This is a genomic window from Clostridium thermarum, assembly GCF_006351925.1.
Taxonomy (GTDB): domain Bacteria; phylum Bacillota; class Clostridia; order Clostridiales; family Clostridiaceae; genus Clostridium_AU; species Clostridium_AU thermarum.
The window spans coordinates 639,219-656,826 of record NZ_CP040924.1 but is presented as its reverse complement, the minus strand read 5'-3'; the positions used below and the strand labels follow the sequence as shown (position 1 = coordinate 656,826).

Here is a 17,608-nt window from a genome sequence, read left to right as displayed (position 1 = left end):
TTTTAGATAAAATGAAGATTATACATTTCAGTAATATATAAACTTTTCAGTAATACTACTATTGTAGTTTGTAATTTTACGGTTAAATAAAAAAGTTTAGAAAATATGCTATTGAATAATTTTCTAAACTTCTGAATTTCTGATTATATTCTTGTTAATTAACTTTAAATTCTGTACCACCTGTAGGTAGCAACGGCTTTTGCCGGAACTTTCCCTGAAATTTGAACTCCTTCACATACTATATTAAAGTATTGTTTATTCTTAGTTTGATTGATTATAACAACAACTATTGTATTGTCAGGATTTAAAAAAGCTACATTTGTCAGAGTTTCTGGTGATCCGTAATTACTCTCTATTCTCTTTGCACCACGCTGTATAAACTTAGAAAATTGGCCAAGTATGTAGTATTCAGGAAGGCACCAATAATTATCATATACCTTTTTACTACCTATAACTCCGGTAGCTTCTGCACTTTGCAAAATCATTGCAGGCCCCGGCGTTCCTGTCCATTGATGAGGACCTATATTGCTATCAAGCATAGTTACCCAACCATTATAGCTGATAGCCCAATTTCTAAAGTATTGAGCTATTCTATCAGCCCCCATTGTTCCCCATACAGCACGTTCCGTAAGCATTATATCCTTAGAAGGAAATAACTCATGGGTCCTTGTCATTTCAATTGGCTCGCCATCATAGTCATGGAAGGCAATACCGTCAACTGCGTTAAAAGCCTCCTCGCTGTTGAGTACTCCAGCGGCAAACTCAACACCCTGTTCGAAATTATGGTCAAATATCCATATCTTAACGTCTAGGCCCTTCAATACCAGTTCCTTTTTTAAAGCTATAGAAAGTTTCTTCTGTTGGTCCGGAGTCATACCGCAGCTTGGATAAGATATTTCAAACAAGGGTTCATTCTGCAGCGTTATAGCATATATTTCTATACCCTGCTCCTTATAAGCCTCCAGGAACTTTATAAAATACTTTGCCAAAGCAGGTATATACTCGTCTTTAAGTTTTCCTCCGTTTAGATTGTTGTCATCTGTTGAAGCAAACTCTTTGCTTTCCTCTTTCATCCAACCCGGTGGGCTCCAAGGTGATGCAAAGAATTTCACCTCCGGATTTATATCCTGTATTTCTTTTAATGTATCAATTATATGAAAATCTATATCCTTTTGTATTGAAAAATGCTTCAAATCGGGATCAGTTGAGCCTTTTGGCATATCGTCATAGGAGTAAAACTTTCGGGCTGTAAAATCCGGTGTTCCTATACACACTCTAATTAAGTTCATACCGATACCTTTTACGGAATCAAACAGCTTTGTAATTACCTCCTTTCTTTTTTCAGGAGACATTCTGGCCAAGTTAAATACCGTAGTTTCTTCCATAGATGTCCCTATGCCAAGCATTGTCTGAAATTCCTTATTTACATCAATATTAATAGTGGTGACTTTTGAACTGTATTCTAGTTTGATCTCTGTGTATGGAATTTTATCCATCTTATACTCTATTTCCTTAGGCCCATTAAACCAAGTCCCTGATCCCGGTTCCCTTTCTGAACTTATCCAAAGCTCTGCCATTTTATTATTCATATATTGTTCTCCTTCCTTCACCAGTTCTAAAAAAGGACTATCCACTCACATTTATTCCAAGTTTCCTATGTAAAGCTTATCTCTATTTTATATGACTAATGAAAATTAACAACTATAAATATCACTATTTTATATATTTTTTTAGATAATGTTAGTTATACAATTTAAAAAAATGTAACCTTTTCGAAAAATAATAGCTTCTATACTGCCCAAACCTAAAAAAGTGTATAAAATTTCCAACCTTTTCTTAATTTTATGTACTTTTTTACCAATATAAAGGTTTATATAATAGCTTTGTATAAATAATTATAATTTTATTTCTAACAAATAGGAATGATTTACAATCTAACAAAATACCATTGAATGGAGGTGTATATGAATCCTTTGAAATATGTGCTAAGTAAACGTTAACAGGCACGGTGAAATTTTATTAAGGGGGAATTAAAAGTATGCTTAAGAAATCCTTGGCCAGATTCTTAGCAACTACATTCACTGCTACAATGCTTTTAGGCAATGTACAACCTTTGGCGGCAGTGGAAACACCAAAATACCTAAACTCAAGTCTATCTATAGCTGAAAGAGTTGAAGACTTACTTGGAAGAATGTCCCTAGAACAAAAGGTTGGTCAAATGATTCAGACCGAAAGAGCAACCACAAGTCCAGAAGACGTTAAGACTTATCACTTAGGCTCCGTACTAAGCGGCGGTGGTTCCCTACCTACTCCTAACACTGCAGAGAGCTGGGCAAACATGGTAGATGCCTATCAGGCTGCAGCCATGTCTACTGGGCTTGGTATTCCAATAATCTATGGTGTAGACGCAGTACATGGACACAACAATGTTGTGGGAGCAACAATTTTCCCACATAACATAGGTCTTGGTGCTACAGGAAACACCTCTCTTGTTAAAGCAATAGGTGAGGCTGTTGCTGAGGAAGTAAGAGCTACTGGTGTTCATTGGACCTTTACTCCAACACTTGGCATTCCACACAGTGAGAGATGGGGAAGAACCTATGAAACCTTTGGTGAAAATGCAGAGCTTGTTTCTAAAATGGGCGTAGCATATATACAAGGTTTACAAGGCGATAATCCGGATAAAAGTCTTCTGAGAACAGATAAAGTTATAGCTACAGCAAAGCATTTTATAGGAGAGGGCTTAGCTGAAAACGGTACAAACCAAGGTGATATTAAACTAAGCGAAGAAGACTTTAAAAATGCTTTAGAGAATGAGTTGCTTATACCTTATAAAGCAGCTATAGATGCTGGTGTAAGATCTGTAATGATTACTTATAATAGTTTGAATGGTGAAAAAATACATGGTAATCCTGAGTTGATAACAAAAGTATTAAAAGAAGAACTAGGCTTCACCGGAATTGTCATATCAGATTACAATGGAATTGATCAAATCGCGGCTTCCACCAAAAAGGATAAAATAGCTAAGGCCATAAACGCCGGTATTGATATGGCTATGGAACCTACTAATTGGAAAGGTTTCTATACAGATCTATTAGCCCTAGTGAAAGAAGGTAGAGTTCCTCAATCCAGAATTGATGACGCTGTAACCAGAATTTTAACGGTAAAATTTGAGATGGGACTTTTTGAAGACCCCTATGCTCAGAGAGATTTGTTAGACAGCTTTGGTTCAGAAGAACACAGAGAATTAGCTAGACAAGCTGTGAGAGAATCCTTGGTTTTACTTAAGAATGATAACGATATCGTGGGAAGGCTAAAGGATATGGATAACATCCTTGTAGCTGGGAAGTCTGCTGACGATATTGGGATACAATGCGGTGGTTGGACTATCAGCTGGCAAGGCAGTGCAGGTAATATAACTTCCGGAACTACTATTTTACAGGGCATTAAGGATGCTGTTGGTGATGGAGTAACGGTAACCTATAATAAACGTGGCAGAGCCTCCGCTGATAACGATGTGGCTTTAGTATTTATAGGTGAAACCCCTTATGCAGAGTCTAACGGTGACAAAAGTACCGATGCATTAAAGCTTGATTCTGAGGATCTAACCACACTAAAAAATATTAAAGAAACAAATCCCGATCTTCCAATAGTAGCTGTACTGGTAACCGGAAGACCTATAACAATAGCCGACCAAATAGAAGACTTTGATGGGCTGATAGCAGCATGGCTTCCCGGAACTGAAGGTCAAGGCATAGCCGACGTATTATTGGGTGATTATGACTTTACCGGAAAACTAACATTTACATGGCCATGGTATGCAAAAGACATCCCACTCAAGCATGAAGCAGGAAAAGCACTGTTTAACTATGGTTATGGACTAAAGAAAGGTGAAACTTCTGTGCTGCCTGAAAAGCCTGAGGAAGCTGATATACCAGCTAGTCCTATCCCTGGAAAATTAGAAGTAGAAGAGGCTAGGAATCAAAACGGATTTAGTTTTGAAAACTGCAGTGATGAAGGCGGTGGGCAAAATGCCGGATGGACAGATGCAGGAGACTGGCTTGATTGGTATGTTGATGTTGAAGAAGAAGCTAGATATAAAGTTACCTTTAGAGTTTCCAGCCCAGGCGGCTCAACAGGTGGGCTCGAACTCTATGCAGGTTCGAGACTTCAAAGTAAGGCTGATGTTCCTGACACCGGTGCCTGGCAGAACTGGACTTCAGTATCAGGCACAGCTAATCTTAAGGCCGGAAAGCAAACCATAAGATTTAGGGCTGGAGCCGGTAACTTTAATATCAACTGGATTAGCTTTGAAAAAGTTGGGCCATATGAAGAAGGACCGGAGGACCCACAAGAACCAGAGGTAATCTATACCCCAGAAGGAAACATGATTGAAGAAGACTATGTACAAGTATGGATGAGTTCTTCGGAACAATCTCAAAGCATGAGCTGGTATGATTCTCCAGAGGAAATATCTAACAAGCTAGCTAGAAAGTTTAATTTGGATATAACTTCACCGGATGGTCAAGAAGCAACGACTATACTTATTGATACTTCAAAGACCTACCAGACCTTCTTAGGAATGGGAACATCAATGGAAGAGTCTACAGTTAATAACTTAGCTAAGATGAGTCAAGAAACTAGAACAGACTTCTTAAAGAAACTTGTGGACCCAGTTGAAGGTGCTGGAATGAGTATCTTAAGAGTAACTATAGGTACAGCAGACTTCACCGGTCAAGAATTCTATACCTATTATGACGAAATTGAAGATCCAAGTAATCCAGACTGGTACAATACTACAGGCAAGGGATTTTCTATTCAAAAGGATATCGATTATAAAATAGTAGATACAATTAAAGAAATTTTAGCTATAAACCCAGATGTTAAATTATTCGCTTCTTCCTGGACTCCACCAGGATGGATGAAGCTCCCTACTTCAAACAGTAATAGCTACCCAGATAACGAAAAGCTTCTAAAGGGTGGAAAGCTCAATGATGATTTTATCGATGATCTTGCAAAATACTATGTAAGATTCATGGAAGAATACGCCAAGCTTGGAATTCCAATATATGCAATTACCCTTCAAAATGAACCAGAGTTAGAGATTAATTATCCAAGCTGTAATATGACACCTGCACAGGAACTTAAGTTAGCAATAGCTATAAAGACGGAAGTTGCCGCCAGTGAAATTCTTAAGTATCATAACATAGCTCCTAAGCTTTGGGCCTTTGACCATAACTTTAGCGGCGCTGTAAGCTATATGGCACCAATATTTGGAGACGAAGAAGGTTATGCTGCTGTAGATGGTGTTGCCTTCCACGATTACAGCGGCGAACCAACTGCAATGACTCAAATGCATAACTTATATCCGGAAAAGGAAATGCACCTTACTGAAAGGTCTGTCTGGGGAACAAGCGGTGCGGACAGAATAGCCCAATACTTCAGAAATTATGCTGAAAGTTATACTGCATGGGTAACTATGCTAGATAGCAATATTGCCCCAGAACAATGGACAGGTACCCCTGACCCAACAATGTTTGTACAAGATGCTAACGACCGTAACAACTATTGGGCCACTCCTGAATATTATATTTCCGGTCAGTTCACTAAGTTTATCCGACCAGGTGCTGTAAGAATAGATACAAATTATGGTTCTTCATCAACAGTTACTAACGTAGCCTTCCAAAACACAGATGGTTCTATAGTAATGGTAGTTATAAACCAGACTGATAAACCTCAGAAGTTTGTAGCTTTATGTGGCGGAACTCAATTTGGCGATGTAATACCTGCTAAGAACGTTGCCACTTATAAATGGTATCCAATCGTAGGTATTAAGGTTGTTCCAGGAAAAATAGAGGCTGAAGACTTGACTGGCGGATATGATTTTGAGGTTGAAAATGGTCATGTAGGTTATATGCATGAGGGTTCATATCTTGACTACATTATTGATGTAAAAGAAGCCGGATTATACAACGTTACCTTCCATTACGCAACCGCTGATTCAAAGGCCAAGTCAATAGATATTCTGCAGGGTTCAAATATCCTTGGTTCTGTAACTGTAATGCCAGGCACTGATGAGCATAACTGGCAGTGGGGATGGTTTAGAGATGTAAGAACCACAGTTAAATTTGAGAAGGCAGGCCAACAGAAAATCAGACTATTAATTCATACCGGTGAATTTAATCTTGACTCCTTCACTTTTGAAAAAATAGATGAAATACACACTTTACCGGGAATAATCCAAGCTGAGAACTTTTTAAAGGCTTCTTCTGTAGGAATTGAGAATCTGGACACACCGAATGTAACGGTAGGCTATATAGAGTCAGGCGATATTCTGGAATATAAGGTTAATGTACCGGTAGAAGGTGATTATCCGATTTCAGTTAGGCTTGCATCTGATGTTGATAATCCAGGCTTCAATTTCTACTCTGATGATGAGTTAATAGCTACAATGAGCTTCACAAAAACTGGTGGCTGGTCAAATTGTGAAATTCAAAGTGATGTAATCCACCTTAAGGCCGGCGAACAAACTATTAAGCTAGAAGCAACGAACGGTTTTAATATAGATTGGTTTGCAATAGGTCAGGCATTGATTGCAGCTTCGGAAGCCTCCATTTTAGAAGGTACTGAGGATGGAAGTACCATTACAGTTACTCTGATAAACGGAACATTCGCAGACAACTTAACGGCTGAAAATTGGACAATAGCTAATCTTCCCCAAGGGGTTACATTGGGCGCCGTTGAAAGAGTTAATGCTACAACAGCAGAATTATCTTTAGAAGGAAACAGGACTGTGGATTATGATTCCGATATTGAATTAACCGTTACTTGTGCCGCTGCTGAGTTCAATGGTATAGCCGGTACTTCTGCAAAGCTGATGGTTACCGCTATTAATGATGGTGAAATTTTAACTTCTGAATCAGATATTACCCCTAATACTTCGGAGGTAATAGTTAAAATTAACGGTGGTAACTTCATACAAGATAAAGTAAATACGATTACTTTGTCCGGTGCTATGATATCTGCAGGAAATGTTGCCCTTGACTCCGTAGAATATATAAATTCTACTGAAGTGAAGATTAAATTAAAAAACTGGAAGACCTATTATGAAGATCTGACTTTAACAGTAAATGTACCCGTAGCTGCCTACAGTGATTCTACTTCCGGAACTCCTCTTAAAGTAGACATCACTTGTGTACACCAAGGTACATTGCCTACCCCTATTACTTTAGGGGATGATCCGGTTACACTAACGGAAGCCATAGCCTTTAGACTAAAGGGTTCCTTAGTAAGTAATGTAGCCACCGGAAATAGGGCTGACTACTTCCTAAAGGTTGAAGAAGCGGGAGATTATACACTAACCTTTGCTGCATACAATAATGGCGGCGTTACTAACGCACTTAAGTTAAGTAAGGGCCGTGGTATTAACATCGATGGAAACCTCATAACCTACAACATGGGTAACTTCTGGGGCTCAATTAATGGCTTTAAGGACACAATCCGCTTAGAAGCCGGCGAGCAAACCTTGCGGTTCGAAGCTGTAAGTCCTGAATTTAGACTTCATTCCGTTAAAATTGAGAAAAAAGCTCAACCTATAGGAATTTCAAGTATCCTGGGCGAGAAATCCGTCATTATGGCAGATGCCTTCTTTAGAGCTTCAAATGATAAGGGTTATGCTATTGAAACCAAGAATGGTATCAAGAATATTGGCTGTACCGTAGCAGGTAGTTGGTTGGATTATTCAATCGATGTTTCATCTGCAGGAAAATATAAAGTTAACCTAAATTACGGAACAAACGTAGGTGGAGCCATAGCAGTTCTTCAGACAGAAACTGGTAGAGAATTATCAAGAATGCCATTAGCATCAAATGGTAGCTGGGATGCCTTTGTTGACACCACTACTCCGATGTATGTCACTTTAACTGCAGGCGAACAAATCTTGAGAGTTTATGTTGATGGAGATGGATACAATTACAGATCCTTAACCTTTGAACCTGTGGTAGATCAAGGAGCACCGGTAATAAGCGGTAAGGATGGTGCAGTAGAAATCGGAACTGAAGTTGACTTAATCAGGGCTTTGTCCATAGTTGCTACTGATGACTTAGACGGAAATATAACTTCAAAGGTAGTAATTGACGACAGTGCTGTAAACTATGCTGCCGCCGGAACTTATGATGTCAAGGTATCCGTTACTGATGATTCCGGCAATACTTCAGAAGTTACCTTTAAGCTCACAGTAAAAGAAGATGCTACAGCACCGGTAATACTTGGTAAGAACGCTGTAATTGCAGTAGGATCAACCTTTAACCCAATCAGAGATCTAGGTATTAGTGTTACGGATAACAAAGACGGGGATATAACTTCTAAGGCCATAATAACCCACCAAGTAGTAACGGACAAGGTTGCAATATTCGTAGTTAAGGTTGCGGCCGTTGATAAGGCAGGAAATTCTTCTGAAAAATACTTTGTTGTTAGAGTACTTGAAGAAGGTCAAGTCCCAACAGATCCAGAAGAGCCATCTGACCCAAGCGGTGGCGGAACTATGACACTACCGGAGACTGCTTCTATTGTAAATGCAGATGTAGCCATAGTTATTACTGTAATAAACTGCGTAACCAATAACGGAAAAGTATTTGTAGATATCACTAATAACAAAATAGTTGCAAAGGAAATCTTTGATGCTATCAAAGGAACGGATAAAACTGTTATCTTTACACAAAGTGGCATAGAATGGTCCTTTAACGGAAGAGATATTGCCGGTACAACCAAGACTATTGATATGACCTTTGCTATGGCATCATTAAGCACTACCACTAGCAGTAATAAAGCAGCTATAAGCCAGAAGGCAAACAATGAAGAAGTTCTGGTACTATCCTTTGCAAACAATGGACAGTTGCCTGGAAAGGCAAGAATAAAGGTTAAGCTGGATGAAGCTTGGCTTGATGGTAAGGACAAAAATAATTTAAACCTCTATTATTATAATGAAGTTTCTAAAGCTATAGAAACAGTAGCTAACGGCTTAGGATCAGACCCAGATGGTTATGTTCATTTCGATATAACTCATAACAGTGATTACATCATAATGGATAAAGACCTGACAAAGTTACCAAAGCCAATAACTACTGTAAGACTGGGCGGAGCAAACAGATATGAGACTTCTGTTATGGTTTCTCAAGCCGGATGGACTACTGCTGAAAATGTAGTATTAGCAAGAGGCGATGATTTCGCAGACGCATTATGCGCAGCACCTTTTGCTAAGCAGTTAAATGCTCCAATACTTCTTACTTCTACAAAGACTCTAGATAGCAGCGTAATTGCTGAGTTAAAGAGACTTAACCCTAAAAAAGTATATGTAATTGGTGGTATAGGTGCAATCTCAACAACTGTTGAAACCCAAGTTAAGGCAATGGGTATTGTTGTAGAAAGAATTGCTGGAAATGACAGATATGAAACTTCTCTGGCTATAGCCAATAGGATGACTAATAAGGGCCAAGTATTCTTAGCAACAGGAACAAATTTCGCAGATGCACTTTCAATATCCTCCTATGCAGCAGCTATAGAAAGCCCAATACTTCTTACCGCTAAGGTCCAAATCTCTGCTGATGTTGCTAACTTCATAAAGACTAACAAGAGCAAGGTTTATGTAATTGGCGGTGATGGAGTTGTATCAGAGGCTGTAGTTAAGAGCATAGCCGGTGCAGAGAGAATTTCAGGAACAGACAGATATGCTACCAACTTAGCAATACTAAATAAGTTTGAAGCAGACTTTGATTTCTCAAATATATACCTTACAACAGGTTCTGATTATCCGGATGCTATCTGCACTTCAGCCTTAGCTGCTTGCGGAAAATCACCTATTATACTGGTGAACACTAAAGATACTGCAGCACAAAATACCTACATCAAATCAATAATATCTAAGGTTAAGACTGTAAATATTATTGGCGGTGAAGGAGTAATATCAACAGACACTGTTGAGAAGGTTCTAAAATAGCTTCAATATATAATGACTAATTTTAAAAAAGGGGCTGTCGCATTAGCGATTTTTTATCGTTAATGTGACAGCCCCTTTTAAGCCTTTTATTGCATTGAATTTCTAAATTCCCTTGGAGTTAAGTTTGTACACTTCTTAAATATTTGAGAAAAATATTTTTCATCCTTGAAACCTACCTTATAAGCCACTTCATAGGTTTTATATTTCAAATCCGCAAGCAACTTTTTAGACATTTCAATTCTATACTTGTTGAGGTAGTCAACAAAATTAATATCTAATTCCTTCTTAAATAATAAACTTAGATAACCGGATGTAATGAACACCTTATCTGCCACCAATTTGAGGTTTAAATCCTTGGAATAGTTTTCGTGAATATAGTCTAAAGCCGTCTTTAAAACAACATTGATATTTTTACTTGCTGAGGACACACTGCTTTCTATTAAATTTCTATCTCGTATTACTGCAAACTCAATTCTCTTATCCTTTTCCACTATTTCCTTTGCATTAAGCACAGCTTTCAATATTTCCTCCGGCATACATGGCTTTAATAAATAATCGCAAGCTCCATACCTAAGAGCCAATCGGGCATAATCAAAATCGTCATAGCCACTTAAAAAAATGACTTTCACCTTCAAACCGTTTTCATTAATTACCTGTAAAAGTTCTAACCCCGTCATATTTGGCATTTTTATGTCCATTAAAGCTATGTCCGGATGAACCCTTCTTATAATATCTAAAGCATCTTGTCCATTATTTGCCGTTGCACATACGTCAATACCATTGCATTCCCAATCAATTACACTTTTTATGCCACTTATAACGTTAGGCTCATCATCTACTATAATCAATTTACACACTTCTTACTCCTCCATCAATAATTTTTTTACTATTAATCGGAATAATAATTTCAATGGTAGTTCCATTCATCTCTGTGCTATAAATATTGAAATTAAAATTATCATCATAATATAAAGATAAACGCTTTCTAATGTTTTTCATTGCGTAGCCGGTAGACTCATTAGCTATATTAGACCTGTCATCTGATAAAATCTTTGCTATTAATTCACTGCTCATTCCTCTACCATTATCTTTGATAGTAAATCTAATTCCTTTATCGTGCTGGTCTCCGGTAACAATAATCATGCTTTCAGTATTACTAAACTCTGTGCCATAGGCTATGGCATTTTCTACAAAGGGTTGCAATATGAGCTTTGGTATACGATATGATAATATTTCCTCATCAAATCTTATAGAGTAACTCAGCTTATCACCATACCGCATTTTCTGCAGCAAGAGATAGTTTTCAATAAAATCCTTTTCATTCTTAATGTACGTAAACTCATATCCTCTATTTAGCGTAAGCCTAAATAACTTTGATAGAGCATAGATCATTTCGCTTATTTCCTTGTTATTTGATTTCTGAGCCTTCCAGAAGATTGAGTCTAAAGTATTATACAGAAAATGTGGGTTGATTTGAGCCTGCAAAGCCTTAAGTTCTGCTTCCTTCTCCTGTATTTGCAGTAGATATACTTTATCAATCAGGTTATTGATATTATCAATCATGTCATTATATTGCTCTCCCAACACCCCTATTTCATCATTATATTTAAAATTGACCTTCTCCTTAAAATTCCCCTTTTTTACTCTTTCCATGGAATCTATTAATCTATTTATGGGAGAAGTTAAGTATGTAGAAATAAACATTGTGAATATCAGTGCTACAATGAGACAGCCTATTACTACCATGATTGTAGCAATGAGAACAGAATTCAAATCACTGAGGAGCTCCTTCATCGGCACAGTATATATGATTCTCCATGAACTTTGCTCAGTAGTATAATACTTATCCACCACCGTTTCTATATAAGCTCTACTGATTATATCCTTATCCGGCATTATTCTATAAATTAAAATTTTATTGCCCCTTTCTTAAAAATACAAGACTGCCATAACTGAAAGGGTATAACAGAAAATTGTCCATATATAATAAATATACCTCTTAAAGGATTATATAATAGTATAATATTTAATAAAAAAGTTTAAATTTTCATAATTCTTGTGATGTAACATTGAAATTTATAAGCGTAAAGAAGTATTGTATTTAAAAAGAGGTATATTTTGTTCTACACTTTGTGACTTTGTGCGGAACAAAATATACCTTTAATATTTAACCTTCACTTACTATGCTACAAGCTTCAGAAATTCATCCATAGACATAGCATACTGTATCTCCTTGGCTAACTCTTTCTCTTGTCTAAAGCCTACTTTTCTAAAAGCTTTTAATGACCTTTCATTTCTAAAGTTTACTTTTGCCACTACCTCTCCGGCTCTCCAATTAAAAAAAGCAAACTTTAAGCCTTCAATAATGGCGTTTGGTCCCAGCCCCTTCCCCCAAAGGTCCTTGTTGCCGATGACAATGACCATTTCTGCTCCACTTAGTTTTGGTACTAGTCTCAAGAAACCAATGGGTTCATTTTCATTGATGGTTATAACGAAGAAACTTCCATTTTGATTAAACAAATGTGTCAGTATAGGCATGTTTACTCTGTCTAAGACCTGCCTGATTCCACTGCATACATTTTGTTGTTCGTTCAAATATCGTATAACCTCCTCGTCCTCTAACCAATCGATGATTTTAAATACATCTGATCTGTACACCTCCTGCCGTAATTGAACACTTATACCTTTCATTAGTACAATCCTCCCTAAAAGTTATTAAAAGCCTTTCAAGGATTTATATCCTGATGGTTCTTTTCCAATTACCACCCAATAATACCATCCTGAAACATTTATGTAAAATAACCTAGAAAGGATTACGGCAAAATGCCTAAGGAAATATAAGTTTTTCGCCGTTTTACTGGAAAAAAGTTAAGCAATCCATTAAAATACTTTCCTTAAATTAATTTCATAAAATAAGGTTATGTATAAGTGCTTTATCACAAACATAACCTCATTTTTTTATACTTCTGCCTCTTTTTCCTTCAGTTGTGACATTCTGGAGTAAAGAGCCGTATATTTAAATGCATGCTTCTTAGTCATTTTATTTTTTTCTAAGTACTCCATATTAGCTTGCAGCACTTCTTCCAATTCGTCATCAGCCAATGGAATACTATAAAGAAAGCCTTGCACACTATCGCACTGCTTTTCTTTTAAGATTTCCAATTGGCTCTTTTTCTCTACACCTTCCGCAACCACCTGTAACCCTAAATTGTGAGCCATTTGAATAATTCCTTCACAAATCTCTTGATTCTTGGTAACACTTGTTAAATCAGTTATAAAGGACCTATCAATTTTCAACTTATCCAGTGGTATTTTCCTTAGATAGTTCAGTGATGAATAACCAGTACCAAAGTCATCAAGGGCTACTTTTATTCCTATATTCTTAAGTTCATTCAATAGATTTATATTACTATCCATGGACTTCATAAGAACGGATTCTGTAAGCTCAATTTCCAGAAATTTTGGTTCTAGCCCTACCTCATCCAGTATTTCATTTATTACATTTATTAAATCGTTATGTTGTAGTTGAATGGCGGATATATTTACACTGATACAGCCAAATTTAAGCCCTTTTCTCTTTAGATACACATTCTTTTCGCAGGCCTTCCTGAGACACCACTTTCCAAGTTCAACAATAGTTCCACTCTCCTCAGCAATAGGTATGAATTCAGCCGGGGAAACAGGTCCCAATTCCTTGCTGTTTAGTCTTAGTAATGCTTCTATGCCTATAATGGCACCAGTTTTTATATCATATTGTGGTTGGTAATATACCTTTAGTTCATTATTCTTAATAGAACTCCTTAGTATTCCCTCTATTTTTGTTTTTCTCTCCAGCCCTTTCAGCATATATTCATTAAAAAATATGTACTTGTTCTTTCCTGCTTCCTTGGCCTTGTACATAGCTGCATCTGCATTTTTTAACAGTCCGTTGGGGTCAATACTATCCTTAGGATATATGGCAATACCAATACTCCCAGAGATATAAACCTGTTTATCATTTATCTCATACATATTATTAAGTATTTGTAACGCCTCTTCTGCACACTTTATTATGTAGCTATTATCTTGCAGGTTAGTGAGCATTATAAGAAATTCATCTCCACCTAATCTGCAGGCTATATCTTCATTCCTAAGTATACTTCTTATTTTTCCTGAAATCTGTTTTAGCAATTCATCTCCATAATTGTGACCTAAAGTATCATTTACATTCTTAAAATTATCTAAATCGATAAACAAAAGTGCCAAAGAACTATTTTTTATACTAGCCCCAGTAATTTCTTCCTTCAGGCGTTCCATGAAATGTGTCCTGTTAGGCAGTTTGGTGAGGGTATCGTAATAGGCTAAGAATTTAACCTGTTCTTCTGCCTTCTTAAACTCTGTGATATCTATAATAGAACCTGAAAGAATTGGAGTTTGTCTTATAGCATCTCTTATAGCTTGTCCTTTACATAAAACCCATATTTCCTTTCCATCCTGATGGGTTACTCTAAACTCAATTCTTAAGCAATCTGCCTTTCCATATATATAGGCTGTCGTATCATTTTTTACTCTTTCCCTATCTTCCGGATTGATATGGCTTCTATCTATGTAGCTGATTTCCATATACTTAGGAATATCATCATACATAAGCTCACGCCATTTTTCAGTAGCAAAAAAGTTTCCGGTTTCCAAATCCCATTCCCAAAGAACTTCGCTTGCATTGGTTAAGGCACCATTGTATCTTTTTTCAATATCAGTCTTTAATCCTTCTAGATTCCTAAGTCTAGTAATATTTATATAGTTTAATATTAACATTATTAGCAATACAAAAACCAAAAATACCATAAGTACATTATTCAAGATTTTACCTCCAAGCTTAAAAAAATAAGTAAAATGTTTCATATGTAATCAAATTTTACCTTATATATTACCATAATTCTACAAAAAACTTCAAAACCCTTCTTATTACTTATGTTTTTTCATAATAACTTTGTCCATTGTTAAATTGATTTTGGAGGACTAAAATAACCTTAATTAGAGCATTAGTGGTGAAGGGGGACGGTTCAGCTTTTATCATACAAAAAATTGTTTAAGAATTTTGAATATAAGTTTGCATATGTAATGTTACAAGCAAAAAACACCCTGGTTATTACCAAGGTGAATATTTTAAGTAAAAATGTTGAACCGTACCTATACTTTATCCAGCTTGCTTTTCAAGTTATCGCTTATGTCCATCAGCGGTAATCTAACTTCGGATGATTTTATCAATTTATTTTTATGCAGGATATATTTTATTGGTCCAGGATTAGGTTCTTGAAATAGCATTGGTACAAACTCATGGAGTTGTTTCCATATTTCAAGTGCTGATTTGTGATCATTATTCTGTATACATTTATAAACTTGAACGAAATTTTCTGTTCTAATATGAGAAGATGCCAATATGCCTCCGTGCCCTCCAAGTAATAGTGTTGTATAGAATAGTGCATCCTCACCGGTTAGTATAGAAAAATCCTTTGGTGGATTCAAAAGTAGTTCTGTACTTTGTTTTATATCTCCACAAGAGTCTTTTATACCTACTATGTTTTTCAGCTCAGCTAGCCTGTATATAGTAGAATTCTCTATATTTCTACCGGTTCTGTATGGAATATTATATACGATAATATTTAAATCTGTTGCTTCCGATAATCTTAAGAAGTGCTCATAGATTCCTCTTTGATCAGGCCTGCTGTAATAAGGTGAAACAGATAAGATTCCATCAACCTTGTATTTTTCCAAGGTTTTAACCTGTTTTACAAGCTTTTGAGTATTGTTCCCTCCAAGACCAACATAAACCGGAACTCTACCGTTTACATATTCCATAGTCTTTTCAACAATTTGCTCAAATTCTTCTTCGCTTATTGTAGGACTCTCTCCAGTAGTGCCTAGGGGCATAATTCCTGAGATTCCCTTAGGTATATAATATTCTAAAAGGTTTTTGTATGATTCAAAGTCTATACCGTCATTTACAAAAGGTGTTATTATCGGTAGCCAAACTCCTGTTAACTTCATATTATCTCCTCCTTGTATAACTATCTTATGAACTAAAAAGTATTAAAATGCAATAAAAAAACTCCCACCTCCAAGACCTTTATATCTTGGGGACGAGAGTTGATAATTCGTGGTACCACCCCAGTTTATCAATATGTCGCCATATTGACCTTATTGAGTACGACAACTGCTTATCATGAACCATAATTAGTTGTATATACTCTAGCTCAATAACGGGAGCTCCCGTCACAGTCTACCCCTCAGTTGAGGCTCGGTGTGAAGCTCAGAGACCTTTTTCCATAGAAACATCTTTATTCCTTCTCAGCTAACGGAACTCTCTGCAAAAGACAGTGTCTATGTACTCTTCTCATCACGGCTTTATAGTAGATTTTTTATACATTTTATTTTATAATAATACACTAGATAGAATATTTTGTCAACTTATATTGGGACGGTTCAATACTTTGAGAAATTTGACTATTTCTTAATTTCTGGCTGTTTTTTCAAAATATCAGCTTGTATACATTATATACTTGTCCACTTATAATACAGTTTTTTAGAAAGTTCTTAATTAGCTTTTTTTGAGACTTACTCTACAATTACAAAGCATAAGGCAATATTTTTATGCGATACTAAGCTCCTTTATGATATCACTTATCAATGACTTGTATCTATTGTCCTCAGTAATTAGTGAGTACCCCTTTTCACAAAGCCTACTTACAGTAGAAATAGTGACATTGCCAATATATTGACATATATCCTTATGGCTATAATTTCCTAAAGACCGCATGATTAATATACATACAGCTTTTAGCTCTATATGTCTATGATTAAATTTAATATGTATATTAAAGTATTGGTTTGTATACTTTGATACAAAGTCAATAATGTCCTCTGCTTTTACATCTCTTAGTAAAATCTTACGTTCACTTCTACATTCACTTCCTTCATTTATAAACTCTACATCTATTTCCTCTTGCCTGTCAGATATCCTATTTATATATTCTAAGTAAGACTTTCTTGCTCTATCAACATTTATACTGAAGTGTCCAAGTATAAAATCAGTACCTAATATATAAAATTCATCATGAAATATTCCAAGATATACTCCTAGACTTGAATACTTATATCGTTCAACGCATTTTTCATACCTGGTAATGTCCTTGGGATTGTTGTGTATATAAGCTGATAAGGTCACCAGATATCTTTCATCATCTACGAGCTTGCTTTTAAATCTGTCTTGAAATACATGTCCATGCCTATTGTACTTTTTATTAAAATAGGCAGCATAGCACTGATTAATAGACTTCATTATCTTACTTATATCAGCTCCGCAGCAGTCAATTACAATATGCCCATGTGTAGTCATAAGACAATAGGCATATACCTTAAAAAGAAAGATTTGTTGGTATTTTTTAATTAAATGAAGATATTTATCCTTATCAACGTCATCCCTAAAAAGTGCTACATCACTTATACTTCTAACCATAATGTGGTAAATACCTGCTTCATTCTTAATTCGTGCAACTCTTGGCATGGCAATCATCCTTTCCTTTTTTTAGATTATTGCCACTGATGCTAATATTAAACAAAAATACTTGAAAAAAT

8 protein-coding genes and 1 other annotated feature are annotated in these 17,608 nt (G+C 36.2%); of the genes, 1 reads left to right on the top strand and 7 read right to left on the bottom strand.

All coding sequences use genetic code 11. From position 1 onward, the window contains the following. Positions 1 to 164: 164 nt before the first annotated feature. Positions 165 to 1,589, bottom strand: a complete 1,425-nt coding sequence (locus tag FHY60_RS02845) for a glycoside hydrolase family 30 protein (RefSeq protein WP_139903210.1) — start codon at positions 1,587 to 1,589, stop codon at positions 165 to 167. 449 nt (positions 1,590 to 2,038) lie between these two features. Here FHY60_RS02845 and FHY60_RS02840 point away from each other — a divergent pair, with 449 nt between their 5' ends. Beyond that, complete coding sequence (locus FHY60_RS02840; protein WP_139903207.1) at positions 2,039 to 9,994, top strand: glycoside hydrolase family 3 N-terminal domain-containing protein; 7,956 nt, start codon at positions 2,039 to 2,041, stop codon at positions 9,992 to 9,994. Positions 9,995 to 10,080: 86 nt separating this feature from the next. Here FHY60_RS02840 and FHY60_RS02835 read toward each other — a convergent pair whose 3' ends face one another. The 6 genes from FHY60_RS02835 to FHY60_RS02810 form a co-directional block, all read right to left on the bottom strand. After that, complete coding sequence (locus FHY60_RS02835) at positions 10,081 to 10,851, bottom strand: response regulator transcription factor (RefSeq protein WP_139903205.1); 771 nt, start codon at positions 10,849 to 10,851, stop codon at positions 10,081 to 10,083. Continuing rightward, complete coding sequence (locus FHY60_RS02830) at positions 10,844 to 11,890, bottom strand: sensor histidine kinase (RefSeq protein ID WP_139903203.1); 1,047 nt, start codon at positions 11,888 to 11,890, stop codon at positions 10,844 to 10,846. The genes FHY60_RS02835 and FHY60_RS02830 overlap by 8 nt, the downstream gene beginning before the upstream one ends. Positions 11,891 to 12,175: 285 nt before the next feature. Continuing rightward, positions 12,176 to 12,685 (bottom strand): GNAT family N-acetyltransferase, encoded by a 510-nt coding sequence (locus FHY60_RS02825; RefSeq protein ID WP_139903199.1) that lies wholly within the window; start codon positions 12,683 to 12,685, stop codon positions 12,176 to 12,178. A 267-nt stretch (positions 12,686 to 12,952) separates the two neighbouring features. Then, a complete protein-coding gene (locus tag FHY60_RS02820) occupies positions 12,953 to 14,833 on the bottom strand; it encodes a putative bifunctional diguanylate cyclase/phosphodiesterase (RefSeq protein ID WP_163215711.1) in 1,881 nt (626 codons plus the stop codon). Positions 14,834 to 15,163: 330 nt separating this feature from the next. Continuing rightward, a complete protein-coding gene (gene dapA, locus FHY60_RS02815; protein ID WP_139903193.1) occupies positions 15,164 to 16,021 on the bottom strand; it encodes a 4-hydroxy-tetrahydrodipicolinate synthase in 858 nt (285 codons plus the stop codon). A gap of 85 nt (positions 16,022 to 16,106) precedes the next feature. Beyond that, positions 16,107 to 16,383: a binding site (T-box leader), on the bottom strand. Between the two features lie 239 nt (positions 16,384 to 16,622). Then, positions 16,623 to 17,537 carry a transposase gene (locus tag FHY60_RS02810; RefSeq protein ID WP_243122207.1) on the bottom strand — a complete coding sequence of 305 codons (915 nt, stop codon included), beginning with the start codon at positions 17,535 to 17,537 and terminating at the stop codon, positions 16,623 to 16,625. Between the last annotated feature and the right edge of the window lie 71 nt (positions 17,538 to 17,608).